The 24,112-nt window shown below is 72.3% G+C and carries 19 protein-coding genes; 11 read left to right on the plus strand and 8 right to left on the minus strand.

Annotated features, from left to right (window positions below):
• Positions 1–10: 10 nt before the first annotated feature.
• The 4 genes from ACZ501_RS09985 to ACZ501_RS10000 form a co-directional block, all read right to left on the minus strand.
• On the minus strand, positions 11–646 hold the full coding sequence (locus ACZ501_RS09985; RefSeq protein WP_361599034.1) for a VOC family protein: 636 nt from the start codon (positions 644–646) through the stop codon (positions 11–13).
• Between the two features lie 101 nt (positions 647–747).
• A complete protein-coding gene (locus tag ACZ501_RS09990) occupies positions 748–906 on the minus strand; it encodes a DUF6191 domain-containing protein (RefSeq protein WP_468793852.1) in 159 nt (52 codons plus the stop codon).
• A 49-nt stretch (positions 907–955) separates the two neighbouring features.
• A complete protein-coding gene (locus ACZ501_RS09995) occupies positions 956–2,203 on the minus strand; it encodes a PQQ-dependent sugar dehydrogenase (RefSeq protein ID WP_468793751.1) in 1,248 nt (415 codons plus the stop codon).
• A 142-nt stretch (positions 2,204–2,345) separates the two neighbouring features.
• Positions 2,346–3,353, minus strand: coding sequence for an aldo/keto reductase (locus tag ACZ501_RS10000; RefSeq protein ID WP_361599025.1), 1,008 nt, complete (start codon positions 3,351–3,353; stop codon positions 2,346–2,348).
• A gap of 84 nt (positions 3,354–3,437) precedes the next feature.
• On the opposite strand from ACZ501_RS10000, the gene ACZ501_RS10005 reads away from it, so the two are divergent.
• The 6 genes from ACZ501_RS10005 (at position 3,438) to serA (ending at position 13,211) form a co-directional block, all read left to right on the plus strand.
• Positions 3,438–4,385, plus strand: a complete 948-nt coding sequence (locus ACZ501_RS10005; protein WP_361599022.1) for a 2-hydroxyacid dehydrogenase — start codon at positions 3,438–3,440, stop codon at positions 4,383–4,385.
• A 276-nt stretch (positions 4,386–4,661) separates the two neighbouring features.
• Positions 4,662–7,532 carry a putative bifunctional diguanylate cyclase/phosphodiesterase gene (locus ACZ501_RS10010; protein ID WP_468793754.1) on the plus strand — a complete coding sequence of 957 codons (2,871 nt, stop codon included), beginning with the start codon at positions 4,662–4,664 and terminating at the stop codon, positions 7,530–7,532.
• A 227-nt stretch (positions 7,533–7,759) separates the two neighbouring features.
• On the plus strand, positions 7,760–9,646 hold the full coding sequence (locus tag ACZ501_RS10015; protein WP_361599019.1) for an acetolactate synthase large subunit: 1,887 nt from the start codon (positions 7,760–7,762) through the stop codon (positions 9,644–9,646).
• A 32-nt stretch (positions 9,647–9,678) separates the two neighbouring features.
• Positions 9,679–10,203 (plus strand): acetolactate synthase small subunit, encoded by a 525-nt coding sequence (gene ilvN / locus ACZ501_RS10020; protein WP_361599016.1) that lies wholly within the window; start codon positions 9,679–9,681, stop codon positions 10,201–10,203.
• A 123-nt stretch (positions 10,204–10,326) separates the two neighbouring features.
• The gene (ilvC, locus tag ACZ501_RS10025) at positions 10,327–11,328 is read left to right on the plus strand and encodes a ketol-acid reductoisomerase (protein ID WP_361599013.1); all 1,002 of its coding nucleotides are present in this window, start codon (positions 10,327–10,329) and stop codon (positions 11,326–11,328) included.
• Between the two features lie 293 nt (positions 11,329–11,621).
• A complete protein-coding gene (gene serA, locus ACZ501_RS10030) occupies positions 11,622–13,211 on the plus strand; it encodes a phosphoglycerate dehydrogenase (protein ID WP_361599010.1) in 1,590 nt (529 codons plus the stop codon).
• A gap of 61 nt (positions 13,212–13,272) precedes the next feature.
• Here serA and ACZ501_RS10035 read toward each other — a convergent pair whose 3' ends face one another.
• Complete coding sequence (locus ACZ501_RS10035) at positions 13,273–14,814, minus strand: MFS transporter (protein ID WP_468793757.1); 1,542 nt, start codon at positions 14,812–14,814, stop codon at positions 13,273–13,275.
• Between the two features lie 103 nt (positions 14,815–14,917).
• On the opposite strand from ACZ501_RS10035, the gene ACZ501_RS10040 reads away from it, so the two are divergent.
• On the plus strand, positions 14,918–15,523 hold the full coding sequence (locus ACZ501_RS10040; protein ID WP_361599004.1) for a TetR/AcrR family transcriptional regulator: 606 nt from the start codon (positions 14,918–14,920) through the stop codon (positions 15,521–15,523).
• Positions 15,524–15,708: 185 nt separating this feature from the next.
• Here ACZ501_RS10040 and ACZ501_RS10045 read toward each other — a convergent pair whose 3' ends face one another.
• Complete coding sequence (locus tag ACZ501_RS10045; protein ID WP_468793760.1) at positions 15,709–17,019, minus strand: PucR family transcriptional regulator; 1,311 nt, start codon at positions 17,017–17,019, stop codon at positions 15,709–15,711.
• A 198-nt stretch (positions 17,020–17,217) separates the two neighbouring features.
• On the opposite strand from ACZ501_RS10045, the gene ACZ501_RS10050 reads away from it, so the two are divergent.
• Positions 17,218–18,144, plus strand: coding sequence for a proline dehydrogenase family protein (locus ACZ501_RS10050; RefSeq protein WP_361604492.1), 927 nt, complete (start codon positions 17,218–17,220; stop codon positions 18,142–18,144).
• 32 nt (positions 18,145–18,176) lie between these two features.
• Entirely contained in the window at positions 18,177–19,808 is a 1,632-nt protein-coding gene (pruA, locus tag ACZ501_RS10055; protein ID WP_361604489.1) for an L-glutamate gamma-semialdehyde dehydrogenase, read from the plus strand.
• An 86-nt stretch (positions 19,809–19,894) separates the two neighbouring features.
• Here pruA and ACZ501_RS10060 read toward each other — a convergent pair whose 3' ends face one another.
• Positions 19,895–20,596: a nitroreductase family protein gene (locus ACZ501_RS10060; RefSeq protein ID WP_468793764.1), complete on the minus strand. Its 702-nt coding sequence runs from the start codon at positions 20,594–20,596 to the stop codon at positions 19,895–19,897.
• A gap of 88 nt (positions 20,597–20,684) precedes the next feature.
• Here ACZ501_RS10060 and ACZ501_RS10065 point away from each other — a divergent pair, with 88 nt between their 5' ends.
• Both ACZ501_RS10065 and ACZ501_RS10070 read left to right on the plus strand, forming a co-directional pair.
• Positions 20,685–21,392 carry a tyrosine-protein phosphatase gene (locus ACZ501_RS10065; protein WP_468793767.1) on the plus strand — a complete coding sequence of 236 codons (708 nt, stop codon included), beginning with the start codon at positions 20,685–20,687 and terminating at the stop codon, positions 21,390–21,392.
• Positions 21,389–21,937 carry a GNAT family N-acetyltransferase gene (locus ACZ501_RS10070; protein ID WP_361604480.1) on the plus strand — a complete coding sequence of 183 codons (549 nt, stop codon included), beginning with the start codon at positions 21,389–21,391 and terminating at the stop codon, positions 21,935–21,937. The genes ACZ501_RS10065 and ACZ501_RS10070 overlap by 4 nt, the downstream gene beginning before the upstream one ends.
• Before the next feature lie 53 nt (positions 21,938–21,990).
• On the opposite strand, the gene ACZ501_RS10075 is transcribed toward ACZ501_RS10070, so the two are convergent.
• Positions 21,991–24,021 (minus strand): phosphocholine-specific phospholipase C, encoded by a 2,031-nt coding sequence (locus ACZ501_RS10075; RefSeq protein WP_468793770.1) that lies wholly within the window; start codon positions 24,019–24,021, stop codon positions 21,991–21,993.
• Positions 24,022–24,112 lie beyond the last annotated feature (91 nt).

Consider the following 24,112-nt stretch of genomic DNA (forward strand, 5'->3'; position numbering starts at 1 on the left):
CGGGACCTCGTCAGATCGTGACCGGCCCGTGGGCGGTGGCGAACTCGACCGAGACCAGCCCCGGTTCCTCATCCTCGACCCAGGTGACGTCGATCTGGTCGAGGGGGTGGTCGGCCGGTTCGCCGAGGAACTCGGCGATGGAGGCGGCGTCGCCGGCGATGGAGAGCCCGTGGATGGTGGTGGAGGTGCGCGGACCGGCGCTCGGGCGCTCTTCGTCGGGGACCAACCACTGGAGGAAGTACGGCAGTTGCGGGTCCTCCAGCAGCTCCAGCAGGCCGATCTGCTTCCACCTCAGGTCGAACCCGTCGGGGCGGACACGGTGGCCCTCGGCCGAGGTGCGGCCGAGGCGGGCCTCGACCGGGGCGATGTCGTCGACGGAGACCACCCAGCCGAGCCAGCCGCCGCCCTCGGCGGCGCGCCGCGCGACGGCCTGGCCGAAGGGTGCGCGGTCGGCGGCGGGGTGGTCGAGTGTGGTGACGACCTCGACGTATGTCCCGCCGCTCAGCGGGAGGATGAAGTTGCGGGTGCCGAATCGCGGGTGGACGCCCCCGTCGACGAACCCGGCGCCGAGGGCCGATCCGATCCACTGGACGGTCGAGACGAAGCTGTCGCGGGCCACCGCGTAGGACACGTGATCAAGGCGCACGGCGCCATCATCACCCGACGACCCGCAGACATCCCGACGCCACGCCCACCGCCCCGGGCCGCGTCCGCCGCGGATTCAGCCGTGGAGCGGATCGGCCACCGTCATTCCGGCGGGGCCGGGCGTATGAGCACCGTGCCGGAGTCGAGGTCTATCGGGCCCCGCCCCGGATCGCCGTCACCCACGTCGGTGCGGGACAGCTCCAGCCGCTTGCTCTCCTCGTCCGTGTGCTTGCGTCCGGGGCTGAACAGCTCCTCGATCATGTTGAACACCGTGCCACCGTGCCTTCCGCCCCCGTGGGGGCCACTCAGGTCACTTCACCGTCAGGGTCAGGATCCTGTCGTCGCCCGCCTCCGGCGAGCCACGCCCGTCCGTCTCGCTCGTCACCAGCAGCAACCGGTCACCGCCCAGGGCCACCACCGTACGCAGCCGCCCGTACTTCCCCTGGAGGAAGGCCTCCGGCTCCGCCGCCACGGTGCTGCCCTTCAGCGGGATCCGCCACAGCCGCTCGCCCTTCAGCCCGGCCATCCACAGGGAGCCCTCGGCCCAGGCGATCCCGCTCGGCGAGGCTTCCGCCGGCTTCCAGACGGCCACCGGATCGCGCGATCCGGGTCTGCCCGCCTTCCCCTCCGCCTCGGGCCAGCCGTAATTGCCTCCCGGCTCGATGAGGTTCAGCTCGTCCCAGGTGTGCTGGCCGAACTCGGCCGCCCAGAGCCGCTTGTCCTTGTCCCAGGCGAGGCCCTGCACATTGCGGTGGCCGTAGGAGTAGACGACGGAGCCGGCGTCGGGATTGCCGTGGACCGGCTGCCCGTCCGGGGTCATCCGCAGGATCTTCCCGCCCAGCGACTTCTTGTCCTGCGCCAGGGCCGTGTCACCGGTCTCGCCGGTGCCGGCGTAGAGCATCCGGTCCGGGCCGAAGGCGATCCGGCCGCCGTTGTGGATGAGCCCCTTGGGGATGCCCCGCAGCACCGTGTCGGGCGCGCCCAGCTGCTGCCCGGCCGGTCTGTGCTCGTCGTACCGCATCCGGGCGATGCGGTTGTCGGACGCGGTCGTGAAGTACGCGTAGACCATCCGGTCCGAGGCGAAGGAAGGCGACACCGCGAGACCCAGCAGGCCGCCCTCGCCGCCCGGGTCCACCCCGGGGACCTCGCCGATCGGGGTCACGGCGCCCGTGTCCGTCCGCACCCGGCTGACGGTGCCCTTGTCGCGGGAGGCGACCAGCAGGTCACCGCCGGGCAGCGGGGCCACTCCCCAGGGGGACTCCAGGCCCTTGGCCACCTCGCCCGAGACGGTCACCGATCCCTTGGCGGGCGGCCCGGACGCCTCCGGCGGGCCCGAGGCCCCCGCGGACGCCGCTCCCGCCGGCGGTGAGCCCGGTGGGGAGCCGCCCGGGCCGGCCCGCTCGCCGGCCGACGGGGAACACCCCGCCGCCAGCAGCGCGCCGCACCCCGCCAGCGCGAGCGCCGCCAGCACGCCGGGCCGCCGCGCGCCGCCGCCCCCGTACCGCTCCGGCGCCTCGCGGCGCTCCGCCCCGCTCCTGTGGAACTGCCCGTACCGCATCGTCCCGCTCCCCTCCGGCCGTTCGTCCTCCGCCGTGCCCTCCAGTCCTGCCCTTCACATGACTCAACAGACCCGACCGGTCCCGAAGTTCCACCCCTCGTACACCCGATCGGGTGGATGTCGGGATGGAAGGGGCCGCACCTCAGTCCCAGGCTCCCACCGCCGCCGGCAGCGCCGCGATCTCGGCCAGCTCCGCGGCCGTGAGCCGCACCTCCGCCGCCCGGGCGTTCTCCGCCGCCCACCGGGCCCGCTCCGCCCCCGGAACCGGGACCACGTGCGGCCCCTGCGCCAGCACCCAGGCCAGCGCCACCTGCGCCGCCGTCACGTCGGGCCCGTGCCGCCGGGCCACCCGCCGCAGCTCCGCCACCAGCACCTGGTTGGAGGCCATCGCGTGCGCCGTGAACCGGGGGTGCCGCGCCCGCACGTCCGCCTCCTCGAAGCCCTGCCCCGGCGTCAGCGTCCCGGTCAGGAACCCGCTGCCCAGCGGCATCGCCGCCAGCATCCCCACCCCCCGCGCCGCACACCACGGCAGCAGCTGCCACGCCGCCTCCGGCGACCACACCGACAGCTCCGCCTGCACCGCCGTCACGGGGAACACCTGCTGGACCCGGTCCAGCTGCCGCAGCGTCGAGCGGTACCCCAGGTCCCCGCGCCGCCCCGCACCCGGCCCCGCCCCCGCGCCCAGTGCGCAGAACCCCAGCGCCCGTACCTTCCCCGCGCCCACCAGCTCCGCCATGGCCCCCCAGGTCTCCTCCACCGGCACCTCCGGGTCCACCCGGTGCAGCTGGTACAGGTCTATGACGTCGGTCCGCAGCCGCCGCAGCGAGGCGTCGCAGGCCCGCCGCACGTACCCCGGCCGCCCGTCGGCCACCACGTGCCCCTCGCCCGCCCGCAGCCCCACCTTGGCGGACACGAAGGCCTCGGCCCGTCGCTCCCGCAGCACCCGCCCCAGCACCAGCTCGTTGGTGAACGGCCCGTACAGGTCGGCCGTGTCCAGCAGGTTCGCCCCCAGGTCCAGCGCCGTGTGCACGGTGCGCAGCGCATCCTCGCCCCGGCGGCGCGAAGGGGCGTAGGCCCAGCTCATCGGCATGCAGCCGAGCCCTATGGCCCCCACCGTCAGCGGTCCCGACCCGATCGACCTGCGCTCCACGCCTGCGTCCCCCTCCCGGCCCGGTCCCGGTCCGGCCTTCAAACTAACGGCTTGATCCAGATCCCTTCGCATAGCCTCGTGATCATGACTGCACCGACCGGGGACGTCTGGCTCCCCTTCCCGCCCGCGGAGATCGACGGCCTCCCCGACTCCTTCCGCTACCGCCAGTGGGACGGGGAGGACACCTTTCCGGCCGACCCTGCCGCCTGCGTCTTCTACGTCACCCCGTACATGAAGTCCCAGGAGGTGACCCTGCGCCCGCTCGCGGCGATGCCCGCCCTGCGGGTGGTGCAGACCCTCACCGCCGGCATCGACAACGTCCTGCCCGGCCTCGCGGACCTCCGCCCCGGTGTACGCCTGTGCAACGCCCGCGGCGTCCACGAGGCCAGCACCGCCGAACTCGCCCTCACCCTGGTGCTCGCCTCCCTGCGCGGCATCCCCGGCATGGTGCGCGGCCAGGACCGCGAGGAATGGCGGGGCGGCTTCTACGACGCCCTCGCCGACAAGTCCGTCCTGATCGTCGGGTACGGGGCGATCGGCGCGGCCGTCGAGGACCGCCTCCTGCCGTTCGAGTGCGCGCGGATCACCCGCGTCGCCCGCTCGGCCCGCACCGCCCCGCACGGACCGGTCCACGCCCTCGCCGCCCTGCCCGGCCTCCTCCCGGACGCGGACGTGGTGGTCCTGACCACCCCGCTGACCGAGGACACCCGGCACCTCGCGGACGCGGCCTTCCTGCGGCGGATGAAGGACGGCGCCCTGCTCGTGAACGTCTCGCGCGGGCCCGTGGTCCACACCGGCGCCCTGCTGGCCGAGCTGGAGTCCGGCCGGCTGCGCGCCGCCCTCGACGTCACGGACCCCGAACCGCTGCCCGCCGGCCACCCCCTCTGGCACGCCCCGAACGTCCTGATCACCCCTCACGTGGGCGGCAGCAGTTCGGCGTTCGAACCGAGGGCGAAGCGGCTCGTGGCCCGGCAGCTCACCCGGTTCGCCGCCGGCGAGGAGGTCCGCAACACCGTGCTGATCAAGGACTGAGCGCCACCGCTGCGCACAGTCGGCAACCATCCGGACACGAACAGTGGCCAGGGCACCTCGCTTGGTAACGGAGCGTAGAGATGCTATGTCGCTGAGTGACGAAAGTGGTGTATCGTCCGGAACCAGGGGCTGCGCCACGTACGTCTGGCGCTGGGGAGTGATCGGACACTTTGGGGGGCGACGGGCGATGCACGGCCAATGGACGAAGGATCCGACGCGGCAGGGCCGCCGGAGGCGACGATGGGGTGCGCCCGAACCGGCCGGCGAGGAGCACCGGTGAGCGCCCCGGGGGCGGCGCTCCTGACCCGCTCGCCGGTGGCGGGCGGCGGCCGGGGCCTCGCGGCGCAACTGCTCCTCGCCCTGGTCAGCGGCGGCTACGCCGCCGGAGCCGCCCTCGGCTGGGGGTCGGACCGGCTCGCCAAGGTCATGGGCGACTTCGGTCTCAGCGCCGCCGCGTTACTGGCCGCGGTGTCCTGCTACCACTACGCGCACGTGATCGGCAGGCGTGAACGCCCCGCCTGGCTGATGTTCGCGTTCTCCTCGCTCATGGGGGCCCTGGGGAACGGCATCTGGGGCTGGTACGAGGTCGTCCTCGACGAGAAGGTCCCCGAGCCCTCGCTCGCCGACTTCGCCTTCCTGTGCTTCGCACCGCCCGCCATCGTGGGCCTGCTCGTCCTCGCCAAACGCCCGGTCACCCGGGCCGGGTGGGTCTGCCTCGGACTCGACTCCTGGCTCATCGGCGGCTCGCTGCTGACCCTGTCCTGGAGCCTCGCCCTGGCCAATGCCGCGCGCACCGCCCAGTCGGGCGCCCCCGGCAGTGTTCCGCGCGCCGCCCTCTCGCTCGCGTACCCGCTCCTCGACATCGCGCTGGTCTCGATGGTCCTGGTGCTGCACTTCCGGCGCTCGGCGAACAACCGGTCGGCGGTCAACACCGCGATCGCGGCCCTCGCCCTGACCGTCGTAAGCGACGCCCTGTTCACCTCGCCGCTGCTGAACACCACCTACAAGTCGGGGGAGATCCTCGACGCCGGCTGGTTCGCGGGCTCGCTCCTGCTCGCCTACGCCCCCTGGGGGGCCCGCCGGACCGAACCCGCCCCGAGGCCGGGGCCCCCGCGCCCCGACCGCCCGCACAGCCGCCCCATCACCGGCTCGCTGCCCGCCCTCACCCCGTACCTCGCGGCCGCCGTCTGCACCCTGGGCATCCTGTACAACGTCGTGGACGGCCGGAAGGTGGACCGGATGGTGGTCTTCACCGGCTGCACCGTCGTGCTCGCCCTCGTCATCCGGCAGGGCATCATGCTCCTCGACAACATCGCGCTGACCCAGGAACTGGCCCAGAAGGAAAACCACTTCCGCTCCCTGGTCCAGGGCTCCAGCGACGTCATCATGATCGCCGCCCCCACCGGGACCCTGCGCTACGTCAGCCCCGCCGCCGCCGGGGTCTACGGCCGCGAGGCCGAGGAACTGGTCGGGACGGAGCTCGCCTCCCTGATCCACCCCGACGACCTCGGCCGGGTGGTCCACGAGGTACGCCGCTTCCTGGCCGCCCCGCCCGCCGAGGAGCCCACCACCCGCATCGAGTGCCGGTTCAAGTCGGGCGGCGGCGAGTGGCTCAACGTGGAGTCCACCGTCAACCGCCACCAGGGCGGCCTCATCCTCAACAGCCGCGACGTCACCGAGCGCGTCCGCCTCCAGGCCCAGCTCCAGCACAGCGCCGAGCACGACCCGCTGACCGACCTGCCCAACCGGGCCCTGTTCACCCGCCGGGTCCGCCAGGCGCTGACCGGCCGCCGGGCCGGGGACCACAGCACCGCCGTGCTCTTCATCGACCTCGACGGCTTCAAGGCCGTCAACGACACCATCGGCCACCAGGCCGGCGACGAACTGCTCGTCGAGGCCGCCCACCGCCTCCAGGACGCCGTCCGGGCCGGGGACACCGCCGCCCGGCTCGGCGGCGACGAGTTCGCCGCGCTGATCATCGGCGACGGCAGCCGCGACCGCGGCGCCCGCGAGTACCAGGTCCGCGAGATCGCCGACCGGCTGCGCGCCACCCTCTCCCAGCCCTACCGCATCGCCGGGAGCGAGGTCCGGGTGGCCGCCAGCATCGGCGTCGCCTTCGCCGACCCCGGCATCACCCCTTCGGACCTGATGCGCAACGCGGATCTCGCGATGTACCGGGCCAAGGCGGCGGGCAAGGACCGCGTCGAGCTGTACGCGCCGCAGATGCAGGCCGAGATCGCGCGCAAGGCGGAAATCGCCGGGCGGCTGCGCACCGCGCTCCACGAGGGGGAGTTCGCCCTGCTGCACCAGCCCGTGGTCTGCCTGGCCACCGGCGAGGTGGCGGCCGTCGCCGCCCAGGCCCGCTGGCGCTCCGCCCAGGGCATCCTCTTCACTCCGGCCGAGTTCTCCCGGGTGGCCGAGCACAGCGACGGCCCGGCGGCCGGGCCTGACGGCTCCCGGACGGCCCAACTGGGCCGATGGCTCTTCGAAGAAGCGGTCGAGCGGGCCGCCGAGCGCCACCGGGCCGGGCACGACGTACCAGTGGCCATCCGGATGACCGCCCAGCGGCTGCTGGACCGCTCCCTGCCCCGGGGCGGAGTGGAGGCCCTGCTGAACCGCCACGGGCTGCCCTCCGGCGCCCTCGTGCTCGAGCTGGCCGCCTCCGACCCCAGAGTGGCCTTCGACGAGCTGGAGCGGCGCCTGACGGCCCTGCACCGGCTCGGCGTACGGATCGCCCTGGACGGCTTCGGCAGCGGGTACGCGGCCATCAGCGCCCTGCGCCGCCTGCCCGTCGACCTGCTCAAGCTGGACCGCGGGCTCGTCGAGGGGGTGGTGGAATCAGCCAGACTGCACAAGATCACCGCTGGTCTCTTGCGGATCGCAAACGACCTGGGCATGCAGTCCCTGGCCGACGGGGTCGACCTCCCCGAGCAGGTACTGGCGCTGCGCGCGATGGGGTGCACCCACGGCCAGGGAGCGGCCTTCTCCGGACCACTCGACGAATACAGGCTGCGGCGCGCGCTCGTGAGGGGTACGTTCCCAGTACCGGGCGGTACGGCCCAGCCCGCCTTGGCCGGCGGCTCGTCCGGCGGCCCGATGGTCATCCGTAGAGGCTCACATAATGAGACGCCCGTCCCACCCGCTTGACATCCCCCTCCCGCCGGAGGGAGGGTCAGTGCCATGCGCACCCGAATTCTCGTACTTGGAAAGCGCGTCGGCTGAAGCTGGGGCCAGCATGTCCCCGCTCGACACCACCGACGCGCTCCCCTCGCTTGCCACCCGGCACGAGGGGTTTTTTGTTGCACTGGCACACGCCTCCGGACCAGATCCGGAGCACCCCCGCTCCTCGTAAAACCCTCAGCTTCGAGAAGAGAATGCCGATGACCGAGCAGGCCTCCGGGGCCCACCATCCGCAGCCGCGGCCCCGTACGGGCGGACAGCAGTCCGCCGCAGTTGAGCACGTCACGGGTGCGCAGTCCCTCATCCGCTCTCTCGAAGAGGTGGGGTGCGACACCGTCTTCGGTATCCCGGGCGGCGCCATCCTCCCGGCCTACGACCCGATGATGGACAGCAAGAAGGTCCGTCACATCCTGGTCCGCCACGAGCAGGGGGCCGGACACGCCGCCACCGGCTACGCGCAGGCCACCGGCAAGGTCGGCGTCTGCATGGCCACCTCCGGCCCGGGCGCCACCAACCTCGTCACCCCGATCGCCGACGCCCACATGGACTCCGTCCCGCTCGTCGCGATCACCGGCCAGGTCTCCTCCAAGGCGATCGGCACCGACGCCTTCCAGGAGGCGGACATCGTCGGCATCACGATGCCGATCACCAAGCACAACTTCCTGGTCACCAGGGCCGAGGACATCCCGAAGACGATCGCCGAGGCCTTCCACATCGCGTCCACCGGCCGCCCGGGCCCGGTCCTGGTCGACATCGCCAAGGACGCCCTCCAGGCGCGGACCACCTTCTCCTGGCCGCCCGCCATGGACCTGCCGGGCTACCGGCCGGTCACCAAGCCGCACGCCAAGCAGATCCGCGAGGCCGCCAAGCTCATCTGCCAGGCCAAGCGCCCGGTGCTGTACGTCGGCGGCGGCGTCATGAAGTCCGGCGCGACGGCCGAGCTGAAGGTCCTCGCCGAGCTCACCGGCGTCCCGGTCTGCACCACCCTGATGGCCCTCGGCTCCTTCCCCGACAGCCACCCGCTGCACGTCGGCATGCCCGGCATGCACGGCTCCGTCACCGGCGTCACCGCGCTGCAGAAGTCGGACCTGCTGATCGCGCTCGGCACCCGCTTCGACGACCGCGTCACCGGCAAGCTGGACAGCTTCGCCCCCTTCGCCAAGGTCATCCACGCCGACATCGACCCGGCCGAGATCGGCAAGAACCGCGAGGTCGACGTCCCGATCGTGGGCGACGCCCGCGAGGTCATCGCCGACCTGATCCAGGCGGTCCAGGCCGAGCACACCGAGGGCAACGCGGGCGACTACACCGCCTGGTGGAAGGACCTCAACCGCTGGCGCGAGACGTACCCGCTGGGCTACGACCTGCCCGAGGACGGCATGCTCTCCCCGCAGCAGGTCATCGAGCGGATCGGCGCGCTCGCGCCGAAGAGCACGATCTTCGCGGCGGGCGTCGGCCAGCACCAGATGTGGGCCTCGCACTTCGTCAAGTACGAGGAGCCGCGCACCTGGCTGAACTCCGGCGGCGCCGGAACCATGGGCTACGCGGTCCCCGCCGCGATGGGCGCCAAGGTCGGCATGCCGGAGCGCACCGTCTGGGCGATCGACGGCGACGGCTGCTTCCAGATGACCAATCAGGAACTGGTCACCTGTGCGCTGAACAACATCCCGATCAAGGTCGCGATCATCAACAACGGTGCGCTGGGCATGGTCCGCCAGTGGCAGACCCTGTTCTACAACCAGCGGTACTCCAACACCGTGCTGCACGCGGACGAGACCGGCCACGACACGGTGGGCTCCCAGCTCGGCGAGTCCATCGCGCCCCGCAAGGGCACCCGCGTCCCGGACTTCGTCAAGCTGTCCGAGGCCATGGGCTGCGTCGCGCTGCGCTGCGAGGACCCGGCGGACCTGGACAAGGTCATCGCCGAGGCCAACGCGATCAACGACCGCACCGTCGTGATCGACTTCATCGTCCACGAGGACGCCATGGTGTGGCCGATGGTCGCCGCCGGCACCTCCAACGACGAGGTCATGGCAGCCCGGGGCGTCCGCCCCGACTTCGGCGACAACGAAGACGACTGAGCCGAGAGAGCCTGAGAGAGAGAACGACTCACATGTCCAAGCACACGCTCTCCGTCCTGGTCGAGAACACGCCCGGCATCCTCGCCCGGATTGCCGCGCTGTTCTCCCGCCGCGGGTTCAACATCGACTCCCTCGCGGTCGGCGTCACCGAGCACCCCGACATCTCCCGCATCACCATCGTGGTGAACGTCGAGGACCTCCCGCTGGAGCAGGTGACCAAGCAGCTGAACAAGCTGGTCAACGTGCTCAAGATCGTCGAGCTGGAGCCGCACAACGCCATCGAGCGCGAACTCGTCCTGGTGAAGGTCCGCGCCGACAACGAGACCCGCTCGCAGATCGTCGAGATCGTCCAGCTCTTCCGCGCCAAGACCGTCGACGTCTCCCCGGACGCCGTCACCATCGAGGCCACCGGCGGCAGCGACAAGCTCGGCGCCATGCTCAAGATGCTGGAGCCCTTCGGCATCAAGGAGCTCGTGCAGTCCGGCACCATCGCCATAGGGCGCGGCGGACGGTCCATCACGGACCGCAGCCTGCGCTCGCTCGACCGCACCGCCTGAGCCGCGGCGCCCGAGCGGGACACGGCGGCTGACACGCCGGCCCGCATAGCGAGACCCACAAACTCTTATTCCGTTCCCCGCCGTACGGTGGGAGCAACATCAGCGCACCAAGGAGATATCCCAGTGGCCGAGCTGTTCTACGAGAACGACGCCGACCTGTCCATCATCCAGGGCCGCAAGGTCGCGGTCATCGGTTACGGCAGCCAGGGCCACGCCCACGCGCTGTCGCTCCGTGACTCCGGCGTCGACGTCGTCGTCGGCCTCAAGGAGGGCTCGAAGTCCAAGGCCAAGGCCGAGGAGCAGGGCCTGAAGGTCGTCTCCGTGGCGGAGGCCGCCGAGTGGGCCAACGTCATCATGATCCTGACCCCGGACCCGCTCCAGGCCGAGATCTACGAGGAGTCCGTCAAGGACCACCTCCAGGAGGGCGACGCGCTCTTCTTCGGTCACGGCTTCAACGTCCGCTACGGCTTCATCAAGCCCCCGGCCAACGTGGACGTCGCCCTGGTCGCGCCGAAGGGCCCGGGCCACCTGGTCCGCCGTCAGTACGAGGAGGGCCGCGGCGTCCCGTGCATCGCCGCCGTCGAGCAGGACTTCTCGGGCAACGCCTTCGCCCTGGCCCTGTCGTACGCGGCCGGCATCGGCGGCACCCGCGCCGGCGTCATCAAGACCACCTTCACCGAGGAGACCGAGACCGACCTGTTCGGTGAGCAGGCCGTCCTCTGCGGTGGCGCCTCCGCCCTGGTCAAGGCCGGTTTCGAGACCCTGACCGAGGCCGGCTACCAGCCGGAGATCGCCTACTTCGAGTGCCTGCACGAGCTGAAGCTCATTGTCGACCTCATGTACGAGGGCGGCCTGGAGAAGATGCGCTGGTCGGTCTCCGAGACCGCCGAGTGGGGCGACTACATCACCGGCCCGCGCGTCATCACCGACGCCACCAAGGCCGAGATGAAGAAGGTCCTGGAGGAGATCCAGAGCGGCAAGTTCGCCGAGGAGTGGATGGCCGAGTACAAGGCCGGTCTGCCGAAGTACAACGAGTACAAGAAGGCCGACTCCGAGCACCTGCTCGAGACCACCGGCAAGAAGCTGCGCAAGCTGATGAGCTGGGTCGACAGCGACGAGAGCTGATCTCGTGAACGGCGGGGCCGGGACGGTGCGTCCCGGCCCCGCCGCGCACCCGCCGCCTCCGGGGTCGGTCGAAGATCACCGGAATGTAGCCCTCGGATAGCGCGGATTGTCCACCCCGGCCAATCTCGGACGGGTGATCCTTCCGTACAGGAGGAATTCCGCGCCCGAACCGCTACTACACTGCTGAACACAACGCGTCAGGCCCACAGTGTCGTGCGTCTTCCACGCGGCTACCCCCTCCACCGCCTGCGGCCGTCGGGACGGCCGTCCGCACTGGACTTGTGAGGACCCACGTGAGCTCGAAACCTGTCGTACTCATCGCCGAAGAGCTGTCGCCCGCAACGGTGGACGCGCTCGGTCCGGACTTCGAGATCCGGCACGTCAACGGCGCCGACCGCGCCGAGCTGCTCCCCGCGATCGCGGACGTCGACGCGATCCTCGTCCGCTCCGCCACCAAGGTGGACGCCGAGGCCATCGCCGCGGCCAGGAAGCTGAAGGTCGTCGCCCGCGCCGGTGTCGGCCTCGACAACGTCGACGTCGCCGCCGCCACGAAGGCCGGCGTGATGGTCGTGAACGCCCCGACCTCCAACATCGTCACCGCCGCCGAGCTCGCCTGCGGCCTGCTCGTGGCCACCGCCCGCAACATCCCGCAGGCCAACACCGCCCTGAAGAACGGCGAGTGGAAGCGGAACAAGTACACGGGCGTCGAGCTCAGCGAGAAGACCCTCGGCGTCGTCGGCCTCGGCCGCATCGGTGTCCTGGTCGCCCAGCGCATGTCGGCCTTCGGCATGAAGGTCGTCGCGTACGACCCCTACGTACAGCCCGCGCGCGCCGCCCAGATGGGCGTCAAGATGCTGACGCTGGACGAGCTGCTGGAGGTCGCCGACTTCATCACCGTGCACCTGCCCAAGACCCCCGAGACCCTCGGTCTCATCGGGGACGAGGCCCTGCACAAGGTGAAGCCGTCCGTCCGCATCGTCAACGCCGCGCGCGGCGGGATCGTGGACGAGGCCGCGCTGTACTCGGCCATCAAGGAGGGCCGCGTCGCCGGCGCCGGCCTCGACGTGTACGCGAAGGAGCCCTGCACGGACTCCCCGCTCTTCGAGCTCGACCAGGTCGTCTGCACCCCGCACCTCGGCGCGTCCACGGACGAGGCCCAGGAGAAGGCCGGCATCGCGGTCGCCAAGTCGGTGCGCCTCGCGCTCGCCGGCGAGCTCGTGCCGGACGCGGTCAACGTCCAGGGCGGTGTCATCGCCGAGGACGTCCGTCCGGGCCTGCCGCTCGCCGAGAAGCTCGGCCGCATCTTCACCGCCCTCGCGGGCGAGGTCGCGGTCCGCCTCGACGTGGAGGTCTGCGGCGAGATCACCCAGCACGACGTCAAGGTGCTGGAACTCTCCGCCCTCAAGGGCGTCTTCGAGGACGTCGTCGACGAGACGGTCTCCTACGTCAACGCCCCGCTGTTCGCGCAGGAGCGCGGTGTCGAGGTCCGCCTGACCACCAGCTCGGAGTCCCCGGACCACCGCAACGTGGTGACCGTCCGCGGCACCCTGTCGGACGGTCAGGAGGTGTCGGTGTCCGGCACCCTGGCCGGCCCGAAGCACCTGCAGAAGATCGTGGGCGTGGGCGAGTACGACGTGGACCTGGCCCTGGCCGACTACATGATCGTGCTGCGCTACACCGACCGCCCGGGCGTCGTCGGCAAGGTCGGCCAGCTGCTCGGCGAGGCCGGTCTGAACATCGCGGGCATGCAGGTCGCCCGCGCCGAGGAGGGCGGGGAGGCGCTCGTCGTCCTCACCGTCGACGCGGAGGTCCCGGTGGACGTCCTCGCCGCCATCTCGGCGGAGATCGGCGCCGCTTCGGCCCGCTCGGTCAACCTCGGCTGACCGTCGCGCACAGCCGGAAGGGCCCGGGGGCGAACCCCGGGCCCTTTCTTTTTTACGAGGTTCAGCGCGCCGGTGCCGCCTCCGCACGGGCCGGCTCCGCCCCGGCGGGGGCCGGGCTCGGCGCGCCCCGCGTCAGGGCCACGGCGAGCCCCGCCGCCACGAGGAGCAGCGCCGCACCGCCCCAGGCCGCGTACTGCATGCCGTGCACGAAGGCCTCCCGGGCCAGGGCCAGCAACTGCCCGCCGGCCTCGCCCCCGGTGTGCTGCGCCGCGGCCACCGCGCCGCCCAGGGTCTCCCGTACGGCGGGCGGCTCGCCGGCCAGGTCGGCCCGGTAGACGGCGGTGCCGAGGCTGCCCAGCAGGGCCATCCCGAGCGCCCCGCCGAACTCCTGGCCCGTTTCCAGCAGGGAGGCGGCCGAGCCGGCCTTCTCGGCGGGGGCCGAGGAGAGGGCCATGTCGGAGACCAGGGACATCACGCTGACGATGCCCGAGGCCAGCACCCCGGCGCCGGCCAGCAGCAGCCACAGGGAGTCGGTGCCCACCAGGGCGATGAGGGCGAACCCGGCGGCGGCGACGGCGAACCCGCCGGCGATGACGCGGGAGCGGTCCGTCGTGCGGGCCAGGGCGGCGGAAACGGGCGCTGCGGCTCCGATGAGGAGCGAGGGCGCCAGGCTCCACAGAGCGGCCTCCAGGGTGCCCATGCCGAGCACGGACTGCAGGTACTGGGTGGTGAAGTAGGCCGAGCCCATCATGGCGAAGGCGGCGACCGTGTTGAGGCCGACGCCCGCCCCGAAGCGGCGGTCCCGGAACAGCGCCCGGCTGACCATGGCGTCCTCCCGGGTGCGCTGGCGGCGCACGAAGACGTAACCGAAGGCGAGGCCGGCCAGGACGCAGGCGGCGGGGAGGGGTTCGAAGCCCTCGGCGGCGGTCTCCTTCAGCCCGTAGACCACCGGCAGCACGGCGGCCATGGACAGCGGGACGCCCAGCAGGTCGAAGCGGCCGGGCGCCGGGTCCTTGAACTCGGGGACCAGCACCGGGACCAGGACCAGCAGGAGCAGCATCGCGGGCACGTTGATCAGGAAGACCGAGCCCCAGTGGAAGTGGTTCAGCAGCACCCCGCTCAGCACCGATCCGAGGGCGATCCCGCCGGTCATGGCGCCGGACCAGAGGGCGATGGCCTTGCCGCGCTGCGCGGCGTCCTGGAAGAGGTTGCGGATGAGGGCCAGCGTGGACGGCATCAGGGTGGCGCCGCCGATGCCGAGCAGGACGCGGGCGGCGATGAGCATCTCGGCGCTGGTGGCGCAGGCGGCGCCGACGGAGGCCAGGCCGAAGGCGGCGGCGCCCGCCAGCAGCAGCTTGCGGCGGCCGATCCGGTCGCCGAGCGACCCCATCGTGATCAGCAGCCCGGAGAGGGCGAAGGCGTAGCTGTCGAAGATCCACAGCTGCTGGGTGGCGCTCGGGTCGAGCTCGCGGGTGATGGCCGGGATGGCGAAGTACAGGACGGACACGTCCATGGAGACCAGGAGCAGGGGCAGCAGCAGGACGGTGAAGGCGGTCCATTCGCGGCGGCCGGCGAGGGGCGCCGTGGCGGCGGGGTTCGTCATGAGCAGCAATGTACACATGTCATAAACGACTGTCTATGACATGTGTATGAGATGAGTGTGTGGAACCTTTGTCTAGGACGGCCGTCTTGCTACGGTGGCGCCCATGGGACACAAAGAAGACCTCCTCGAAGGCGCCAAGAAGTGCCTGGTCGAGAAGGGGTTCGTACGCACCACCGCGCGCGACATCGTCGGCGCCTCCGGTACCAACCTGGCCTCCATCGGCTACCACTACGGCTCCAAGGACGCGCTGCTCACGCAGGCGTTCATCGCCCTGATGCAGGAGTGGGGCGAGTCCTTCGAGGGCGGCCTGGCCGGGGAAGGGGGCTCCCTGGAACGCTTCCGCGCGCTGTGGGAGGGCGTCCTCGCGAAACACGAGGCGTCGGCGCCCGTGTGGGCGGCCAGCATGGAGGTCGCGCTCAGCGGGGAGCGGCTGCCGCAGCTGCGGGGGATGCTCGCGGCCTCCCAGGCGGAGGGGCGCCGCGGCCTGATCTCGCTCCTGACCGGCACGCCGGAGGAGGAGCTCACCGAACGCGACGAGCGCACCCTCGGCGCCGTCTGCCAGGCGCTGCTCAACGGCCTGATGATCCAGTGGCTGCTCGACCCCGGCAGCGCGGCCTCGGCGGAGGAGTTCACGGAGGGGCTGCGCCGGATCGCCGAGGGGTTGACGGCGGCCGGCCGGGGCGGGTCCGTCGCCGAGGCGGGCGCGTAACCGCCCGGACGCCCGTCCGCCGGGGTGGGCCCGAGCCCGTTGGCGCCCGTGCGCCGGGGTGGGCCTGAGCCCGGTGCCGCCCGTTGGGTGCTGGTCCGCCGGGGTGGGCCCGAGCCCGTTGGCGCCCGTGCGCCGGGGCGCCGGGCGGTGGTTCGCCGCTGCTCGGCCGCCGCCGAGACGGGCGTTCAGGCCCGCAGGCGGGCGGCCTTGAGCGCCATGTGGAGCAGCAGCCGGTCCTCGCCCGCGTCCAGGTCGAGCCCCGTCAGCTGCTCCACCCTGCCCAGCCGGTAGTACAGGGTCTGGCGGTGGATGCCGAGCTGCGCGGCCGCGCGGCCGGCCTGCCCCGCGCAGTCGAGGAACACCTCGGCGGTACGGGCCAGTTCCCGGTGGGCCGGGCTCAGCAGCGCCCGGGTCGCCGGGTCGTCCCCCGGGCCGGCGGCCAGCGCGGCCAGCATCCGGTACGGGCCGATCCCGGCCCACTGGGCCACCGGCCCGAGCTGCGGCTGCGCGGCCGCCGCCCGGGCGGCGGCGGTGGCCTGCGCCCAGGCGGCGGGCAGCTCCGCGAGCGCCCGGACGGGGTCGGAGAGCCCGGCGGTGACGGGGTGGCTCCCCCCGGAGGCAGCCCGGGTCCCGCCGCCCGCTCCCGCGCCAGCCCCGGACCCGGACCCCGCGCGGGCCACCGACCCGGCACCCGCCCCGGCCCCGGACCCGGCACCCGCGCCGGCCACCGCCCCGGCCCCCGCCCCCGCCGCGGCACGCGGGAGCAGGCGTCCCACCGCCGCCAGGGCCGGAGCCAGCGCGTCCCCGGACCGCAGCCGCACCAGCACCGCGAGCGCGCCCGCCCCCGTACCGGCGCCCGGGCCGTCCGCACCCGGATCCCCGGCGGGGACCACGCACACCGCCGCCGCCCCCGGCACCGAGGCCGGAGCCTCCCCGGACCACGGGGCCACGCACACCGCGGCGTGCAGCCCCTCCGCCGCCGCCCCCAGGGCCACCCGCAGCGCGGCCACCGCCATGTCCTGCTGCCAGGCCGGGCCGGCCGTGAGCACCGCCAGGAACTCCCGCGAGAGGTCGGCGCCCGCCTTGGCCTCCTCGGCGAGCAGGACCCCGATCCGCTGGGCGACCTCCATGGCGGCCTCCAGCGCGGCCGGCCCGGGGCCCGGATCCTGGTCGAGGAGCCACACGTAGCCCTGCACGACGCCCCGGTACCGCACGGGCAGGCAGATCCGCCCCAGGAAGACCCCCGCGTCCGGGGCCGCCGGGATCCGCACCGGGCCGGTGGCGCGGGCGATGCCGAAGCCCTCGAACCAGGACCGGACGGCCGCCGTCGACTGCCGGGTCAGGATCGACCGGGTGCGCACGGGGTCCATCACGAGGTCGTCCTCGCTGTCGTGCGCGCCGAAGGCGATGAGGCGGAAGTCCCGGTTCTCCAGCGTCGCCGGGGCGCCGAGCAGCGCCGAGATCTCGTCCACCAAGTCCTGGTAATCGCCCTTCACGCGGCCATTCTCCCACCCCAGGACCGGGTCTTCAGACAGATGTATGAGATCCGGGCCACGGATGCGTGACAGCTGTCGATGGCAGAGGATCGTGGGGATCCTTAAGTTTCACGGTGGTTCCACTTGCGTTTCCCCACGGCCGCAGCCCACCCCCGCGGCGTCCGTCCGTCCGCTCCTGCCACCCGTCGGAGGTGCCCCGTGCTGGGTCCCGCGATCCTCGCCGCTTCGCGCAGCGACAAGATGCGCCGAATCGTCTCTGCCGCCCCGGTGACCAAGCCGGTGGTGAACCGCTTCATCCCCGGCGAGACGGTCGACCAGGTCATCCCGATCGTCGAGGAGCTGACGGCCAAGGGGCTCGAGGTCACCCTCGACGTCGTCGGCGAGGACATCACCGCCGTCGAGCAGTCGTACGCGGCCCGCGACGCCTACCTGGAGCTCATCCAGCGCCTGGGGGACCTGGAGCTGGGCGAGACCGTCGAGATGTCGGTCAAGCTGTCGATGTTCGGCCAGGCCCTGGAGGGCGGCCACGAGCTGGCCCTCGCCAACGTCCGCCCGGTCGTCGAGGCCGCCGCCGCCATCGGCACCACCGTGACCCTGGACGCCGAGGACCACACCACCCTCGACTCGATGTTCGCCATCCACGAGGAGCTGCGCCGGGACTTCCCGCAGACCGGCTGCGTGATCCAGGCCTACCTCTTCCGCACCGAGGCCGACGCCCGCCGCCTGGCCGCCGCCGGCAGCCGCGTCCGGATCGTGAAGGGCGCCTACAAGGAGCCCGCCGAGGTCGCCTACCAGGACAAGGCGGAGATCGACCGGGCGTACGTCCGGATCATGAAGATCCTGATGGAGGGCGAGGGGTACCCGATGATCGGGTCGCACGACCCGCGCCTGATCGCCATTGCACAGGAGCTCGCCCGCCAGGCCGGGCGCAAACTGGACGAGTACGAGTTCCAGATGCTCTACGGCATCCGCAGCGAGGAGCACCTGCGGCTCGCGGCCGAGGGCCACCGGATGCGCGTCTACACGGCCTACGGCACCGACTGGTACGGCTACTTCATGCGCCGCCTCGCGGAGAAGCCGGCCAACCTGCTCTTCTTCCTCCGCTCGATGATCACCAAGAACTAGGCACCCCACTAGCTCAAGGAGTTACCAGCCCCATGGATGCTGTGACCCAGGTCCCCGCGCCGGTCAACGAGCCGGTCCACTCGTACGCCCCCGGCAGCCCGGAGCGCGCGCGCCTCGAGATCCAGCTCAAGCAGCTGTCCGAGAACCCGATCGACCTCCCGATGACGATCAACGGCGTCAAGCGGATGGGTGGCGGCGAGCGCTTCGACGTCGTCCAGCCCCACGACCACAAGTCGGTCATCGGTACGTACGCCAACGCCACCGAGGCCGACGCCCAGGAGGCCGTCGACGCGGCCCTGGCCGCCGCCCCGGCCTGGCGCGCGATGTCCTTCGACGACCGCGCCGCGATCATCCTGCGCGCCGCCGAGCTGCTGGCCGGCCCGTGGCGCGAGAAGCTGGCCGCCTCCACGATGCTCGGCCAGTCCAAGACCGTGCAGCAGGCCGAGATCGACACCCCGTGCGAGCTCGTCGACTTCTGGCGCTTCAACGTCCACTTCGCCCGCCAGATCCTGGCCGAGCAGCCCGCCGCGAACAGCGCCGGCGTGTGGAACCGCAGCGACCACCGCCCGCTCGAGGGCTTCGTCTACGCGATCACCCCGTTCAACTTCACCGCCATCGCCGGCAACCTGCCGACCGCCCCCGCCCTGATGGGCAACGTGGTCGTCTGGAAGCCGTCCCCGACGCAGACCCACTCCGCGGTCCTCCTGATGGAGCTCCTGGAGGCGGCCGGCCTGCCCAAGGGCGTCATCAACCTGGTGACGGGCGACGGCATCGCCGTCTCCGAGGTGGCCCTGAACCACCCCGAGCTGGCCGGCATCCACTTCACCGGCTCGACCAAGACCTTCCAGTACCTGTGGAAGACGGTCGGCAACAACATCGAGAAGTACCGCTCCTACCCGCGCCTGGTCGGCGAGACCGGCGGCAAGGACTTCGTCGTCGCCCACCCGTCCGCGGACCGCGCGATTCTGAAGACCGCCCTGACCCGCGGCTCCTTCGAGTTCCAGGGCCAGAAGTGCTCCGCGTCCTCGCGCGCCTACGTCCCGGCCTCCATCTGGAACGACGGCTTCAAGGAGCAGTTCGCGGCCGAGGTCGACGGCATCGCCATGGGTGACGTCCGCGACCTGGGCAACTTCATCGGCGCGGTCATCGACGAGCGCTCCTTCGCGAAGAACAAGGCCGCGATCGACCGTGCGAAGGCCGACCCGACCTGCACGATCGTCGCGGGCGGCACGTACGACGACTCGGAGGGCTACTTCGTCCGCCCGACCGTCATCGAGTGCACCGACCCGGAGAACGAGGTCTTCACGACCGAGTACTTCGGCCCGATCCTCGCCGTCCACGTCTACGAGGACGACAAGTACGACGAGATGCTCGCGCAGATGGAGAACGTCTCGGCGTACGCCCTGACCGGCTCGGTCATCGCGCAGGACCGCTACGCGGCCGCCGACACGATGGACAAGCTCCGCTTCGCGGCGGGCAACTTCTACATCAACGACAAGTCGACCGGCGCCGTCGTCGGCCAGCAGCCCTTCGGCGGCGGCCGTGCCTCGGGTACGAACGACAAGGCGGGCGCGGCGTCCAACCTGCTGCGCTGGACCTCGACCCGCTCCATCAAGGAGACCCTGGTCCCGCCGACCGAGTACGGCTACCCCCACATGGGCTGACCCCGCCCGGCCCCTGAATCCCGCCCCCGCTCCGGTACCCCCAAGCCCGGAGCGGGGGCGGTTCCAGTTCCCGGGCCCACCGGCCCTCAGACCTCCACCAGGACCTGGGCCAGGGACTTGCGCAGGAGGTCCGGGACCTCGCAGTCGTCGGCGGGGTAGCCCACCGGGACGACCGCGAAGGCCTTCTCGTTCTCGGGGCGGTTCAGGACGTGACCGAGGAAGCGCATCGGACTCGGGGTGTGGATGAGCGCGGCCAGGCCCGACAGGTGCAGGGCGGACAGCAGCATGCCGACCGCGATGCCGACCGACTCGTCGACGTAGTAGTGCTTGCGCTTCGTGCCGTCCGGGCCGAGCCAGTAGCGCTGCTGGAAGACCACGATCAGCGCCGGGGCGTCGGTGAGGTGGGTCTTCACGGCGTCGGTGCCGATGGGGCGCAGCGCGGCCAGCCATTCGTCGCCGAGGCGGCCGTCGTAGGAGATCTGCTCCTCCTGCTCGGCGGCGGCGCGGATCTGCTGCCGGATCACCGGGTCCTTGACGAGGACGAAGGTCCACGGCTGCTGGTGCGCCCCGGAGGGGGCGGTGGCGGCGCAGGCGATCGCGTCGCGGACGGCCTGCTCGGGGACGGGATCGGGGGAGAAGTGGCGTACGGTCCGCCGCTCGTCCATCCGGGCCCGCAACTCCGCCGCGCGCGCGAGGGATTCGGAGCCGGGCATGCGCGCCGGACGGTAGGCGACGGGCCGGTAGGGCCGGCCATGGGTGGGGGTCCACTGCTGGGTCTCAGGCGACATGCGCAGATCTTCCCCGCGGTGCAACCCCCGGGGCCAGGGCAGCGTCAGTGAACGGTGTCCGTTGTGTCCTGACAGGGGGGCTATGCGCATGGCGAACGTCGGTCGATTCAACGACTGGGAGGGCTGCTTCAACGCCCGCGACCTCGGCGGGCTCGGAGCGCTGCGCCCCGGGGTGCTGATCCGGGCGGACAGCCTCGACGGGCTCACCGCGCGGGGCTGGACCACGCTGGCCGCCGACGGGGTGCGAACCGTCATCGACCTGCGCAACGCCGGCGAGGCCGAGGTGGACCACGCCCCGCGCCCGGCCGGTGTGACGACCCTGCGGATCCCGCTCGACGGCATAGAGCACCGGGACTTCTGGGACGTGTGGTGGGGCACCCCCGGATTTGGCACCCCCGCGTATTTCCGGCCTTTCCTGGAGCGCTTCCCCGACCGCGTGGCCGCCGTCGCCCGGGCCGTGGCCGGCGCCGCGCCGGGCGGGGTCGCCTTCCACTGCGGTCTGGGCCGCGACCGGACGGGGATCATCGCGCTGGTCCTGCTGCGGCTGGCCGGGGCGAGCCCGCAGGAGATCGCCGACGACCACGCGCTGAGCGAGCCGCGGGTCCGGGCCCGGTACGCCGCCCTTGGCAGGTCCTACGACGACGCCGGGATCCAGGCGTACGTCGCCGGTCTCGGCACCACCGTCCACGCCCTGGCCCGGGACACGGCGCAGTGGCTGGATGCGGACGCCTACCTGCGCGGGGCCGGGCTGACGGCGGCCGAGCTGGACGGGCTCCGGGGCAGACTGGGGGCATGAGCGACGACAGGTACACCCGCCTCGCGCACACCTCGCAGCTCGGGCCTGCCACCCTCGCCGGGATCCGGGCGCTGCTGGACGGCGCCTTCGAGGGGGACTTCGGCGAGGAGGACTTCGAGCACGCCCTCGGCGGGATGCACGCGCTGGTGTACGAGGACGGCGTGCTCGTCGCGCACGGCAGCGTCGTCCAGCGGCGCGTGCTCCACCAGGGCCGCTCCCTGCGGACCGGGTACGTGGAGGCCGTGGCGGTCCGCGCGGACCGGCGCAGGCGCGGGATCGGCGGGGCGGTGATGGCCGGGCTGGAGGGCGTGATCGCCCGGGCCTACGTCCTGGGGGCCCTGTCGGCCTCCGACGAGGGCGCGGCCCTGTACGAGGGCCGGGGCTGGAAGCCCCACCCCGGGCGGATCGGCGTCCTCGGGCCGGCCGGCCCCGAGCGGCTGGCCGCGGAGGAGGGCTCGACGTACGTGTGGACGCCGCCCGGCGGGGTCGCGCCGGACGGCGCCGGGCGGCTCGACTTCGACTGGCGCGACGGCGACGTGCTCTAGGGAGGGAGCGCCGCCGAAGTGGCTCCGGCGGGGAGGGACTTTGCGGACACCCCCTAGGAGCCCGAGACGCTGGGCGCGCCCGTCTCGATGTGTCCCGTGTAGCGGCGCGACCAGGTGCCGTCGGCGTCCGCCAGGACCGTGAAGTCGTACCAGCCCTGCTGGTACGCCACCGCGTTGAAGTGGTCCTCGCGCGAGGAGTTCGCCGGGACGGTGTAGGTCCAGGGACCGTCCGTGCGGTAGGCGTTCGAGCGGATGGTGAAGGTGACCGGGGCGGCGGAGGCGTTGGTCATCCTGAACCAGATCGCCGTCTTCCCGGTGCCCGGCTCGACGGCGAAGCGGGCCGCGACCTCCAGTGCCCTGCCCGGCTTCGTCGCGTCGCCGGTGAAGCGGCGCAGGAAGCGGTTCGGCCCGTACATCGAGATGTCGTACTTGCCGGACCCGCTGCCGAGCCCGATGTTGAAGTAGTCCGTGGACGTGGCGCCCGGGTCCACCGTGTACTGCCAGGCGGCCGTGTCCCGGTACTGGTGCGGGTGGATCGAGAAGTGCGCCGCCCGCTTGGCCTCCGCACCCTGGTTGCTCATCGAGAACCAGGCCAGGATCTTCCCGGCCGCGCCGAACTCGAAGCGGTCCAGGTTGCCGTTGACCTGGTACGGCAGGGCGCGCGCCGGACGCGTGCCGGGCTCCTGCGCCGGCAGGGCGTTGTCCTGGGGCACCGGGTTGGGGAGCGGGCCGCAGGTCGACTGCCCGATGACCTTGGCGGTGGACGGCAGGCCCGCGGGGACCCCGTGGACCGGATGGGCGAAGTCGAAGACGCCGGTCAGGTCGCCGACGACCTTGCGGCGCCAGGCGCTGATGTGGGGGCAGGCGGCCGGGGTGCCGAGGGCAGCCGACCAGGTCTCCATGAAGCGCAGCACCGAGGTGTGGTCGAAGACCTCCGAGCTGACCCAGCCGCCGCGCGTCCAGGGGGACATGACCAGCATCGGCACCCGGAAGCCGAGCCCGATCGGGACGCCGTCCAGGTACTCGCCGGGAGTGCCGGGCGGGGCGACGGGCGGGGCGACGTGGTCGAAGAAGCCGTCGTTCTCGTCGTAGTTGAGGAACAGGACGGTGGAGTCGAAGACCTCCGGGTTCGCGGCGAGCGCCCGGTAGACCAGGTCCACGAAGTGCGCGCCGTCGCCGGGCGGGGCGTACGGGTGCTCCGAGAAGGCCTCGCTCGCCACGACCCAGGACACCTGGGGCAGGGTCCCGGCGACCACGTCCGCGCGGATCGCGGCCGCGATGTCGTCCGGGGTGGAGCCGGTCACCTTGGGGACGGAGGCCATGCCGCGGTCCCACAGCGGGTCGCCGGGCCGTGCGTCGGTGAACCGCTTGAAGTAGGCCAGCCCGTTGTCCCCGTAGTTGTCCTGGGCGTTCTGGTAGACCTTCCAGCTCATTCCGGCGCGCTGGAGGGCCTCCGCGTACGTCTCCCAGGTCAGCCCGGACTCGTCGCCGCCGTCCTTGCTGCCCGCGTCGACCTTGCCGCTCCACAGGAAGGTGCGGTTGGGGCCGGTCGCGCTCAGGGTGGAGGAGAAGTAGGCGTCGCAGACCGTGTAGTGGTCGGCGAGACCGTAGTGGAAGGGGATGTCCCCCCGGTCCAGGTGGCCGAGGGTGTGGGTCTTGCCGACGCCGGCGACCCAGTTGTCCATCCGGCCCTTGTTCCAGGCGGCGTGCTGCGAGCTCCAGCTGTGCGGGAGGTCGCCGGTGCACTGGGCCAGGGTCTCGCTGTCGGCCCCGCCCGCCGCCGGGGTGGCGGACAGCTTCCACGGGTACTGGCGGCCGCCCCAGTTCGGCTGGTTGAAGGTGCCCCAGCCGCCCGGTATGTTGCCGGCGGCGCGGTCGCCGAAGCCGCGGACGCCCTTCAGCCTGCCGAAGTAGTGGTCGAAGCTGCGGTTCTCCTGCATCAGGACCACCACGTGCTTCACGTCGGTGATCGTGCCCGTCGTGGCGGCGGCCGCAGCCGTCGCGGGCAGCGCGGCGGGCAGGGCCGCCCCCGCCGCGAGCCCGGCGCCGATTCCCACGAAACCCCTGCGGCTGATGGGTGTCACTGGCTGCTCGCCTCCAACTCGAGTGCCCCGCTGGCACATTGACGGCAAGCGTGGCGGCAGCCGCCGCAAAGGTCTACAGGCGTGCGGTAAG

The organism is Streptomyces sp. NPDC034085, from assembly GCF_055575555.1.

What these genes read in the sequence shown, in the direction of transcription:
- ACZ501_RS10005 (WP_361599022.1), top strand. Translation starts at nt 3,438, where the DNA reads ATGACTGCACCGACCGGGGACGTCTGGCTCCCCTTCCCGCCCGCGGAG.
- ACZ501_RS10060 (WP_468793764.1), bottom strand. Translation starts at nt 20,596, where the DNA reads ATGTCGCCTGAGACCCAGCAGTGGACCCCCACCCATGGCCGGCCCTAC.
- ilvN (WP_361599016.1), top strand. Translation starts at nt 9,679, where the DNA reads ATGTCCAAGCACACGCTCTCCGTCCTGGTCGAGAACACGCCCGGCATC.
- ACZ501_RS10070 (WP_361604480.1), top strand. Translation starts at nt 21,389, where the DNA reads ATGAGCGACGACAGGTACACCCGCCTCGCGCACACCTCGCAGCTCGGG.
- ACZ501_RS10040 (WP_361599004.1), top strand. Translation starts at nt 14,918, where the DNA reads ATGGGACACAAAGAAGACCTCCTCGAAGGCGCCAAGAAGTGCCTGGTC.
- ACZ501_RS10035 (WP_468793757.1), bottom strand. Translation starts at nt 14,814, where the DNA reads ATGACGAACCCCGCCGCCACGGCGCCCCTCGCCGGCCGCCGCGAATGG.
- ACZ501_RS10015 (WP_361599019.1), top strand. Translation starts at nt 7,760, where the DNA reads ATGCCGATGACCGAGCAGGCCTCCGGGGCCCACCATCCGCAGCCGCGG.
- ACZ501_RS09995 (WP_468793751.1), bottom strand. Translation starts at nt 2,203, where the DNA reads ATGCGGTACGGGCAGTTCCACAGGAGCGGGGCGGAGCGCCGCGAGGCG.
- pruA (WP_361604489.1), top strand. Translation starts at nt 18,177, where the DNA reads ATGGATGCTGTGACCCAGGTCCCCGCGCCGGTCAACGAGCCGGTCCAC.
- ACZ501_RS10065 (WP_468793767.1), top strand. Translation starts at nt 20,685, where the DNA reads ATGGCGAACGTCGGTCGATTCAACGACTGGGAGGGCTGCTTCAACGCC.
- ACZ501_RS09990 (WP_468793852.1), bottom strand. Translation starts at nt 906, where the DNA reads ATGATCGAGGAGCTGTTCAGCCCCGGACGCAAGCACACGGACGAGGAG.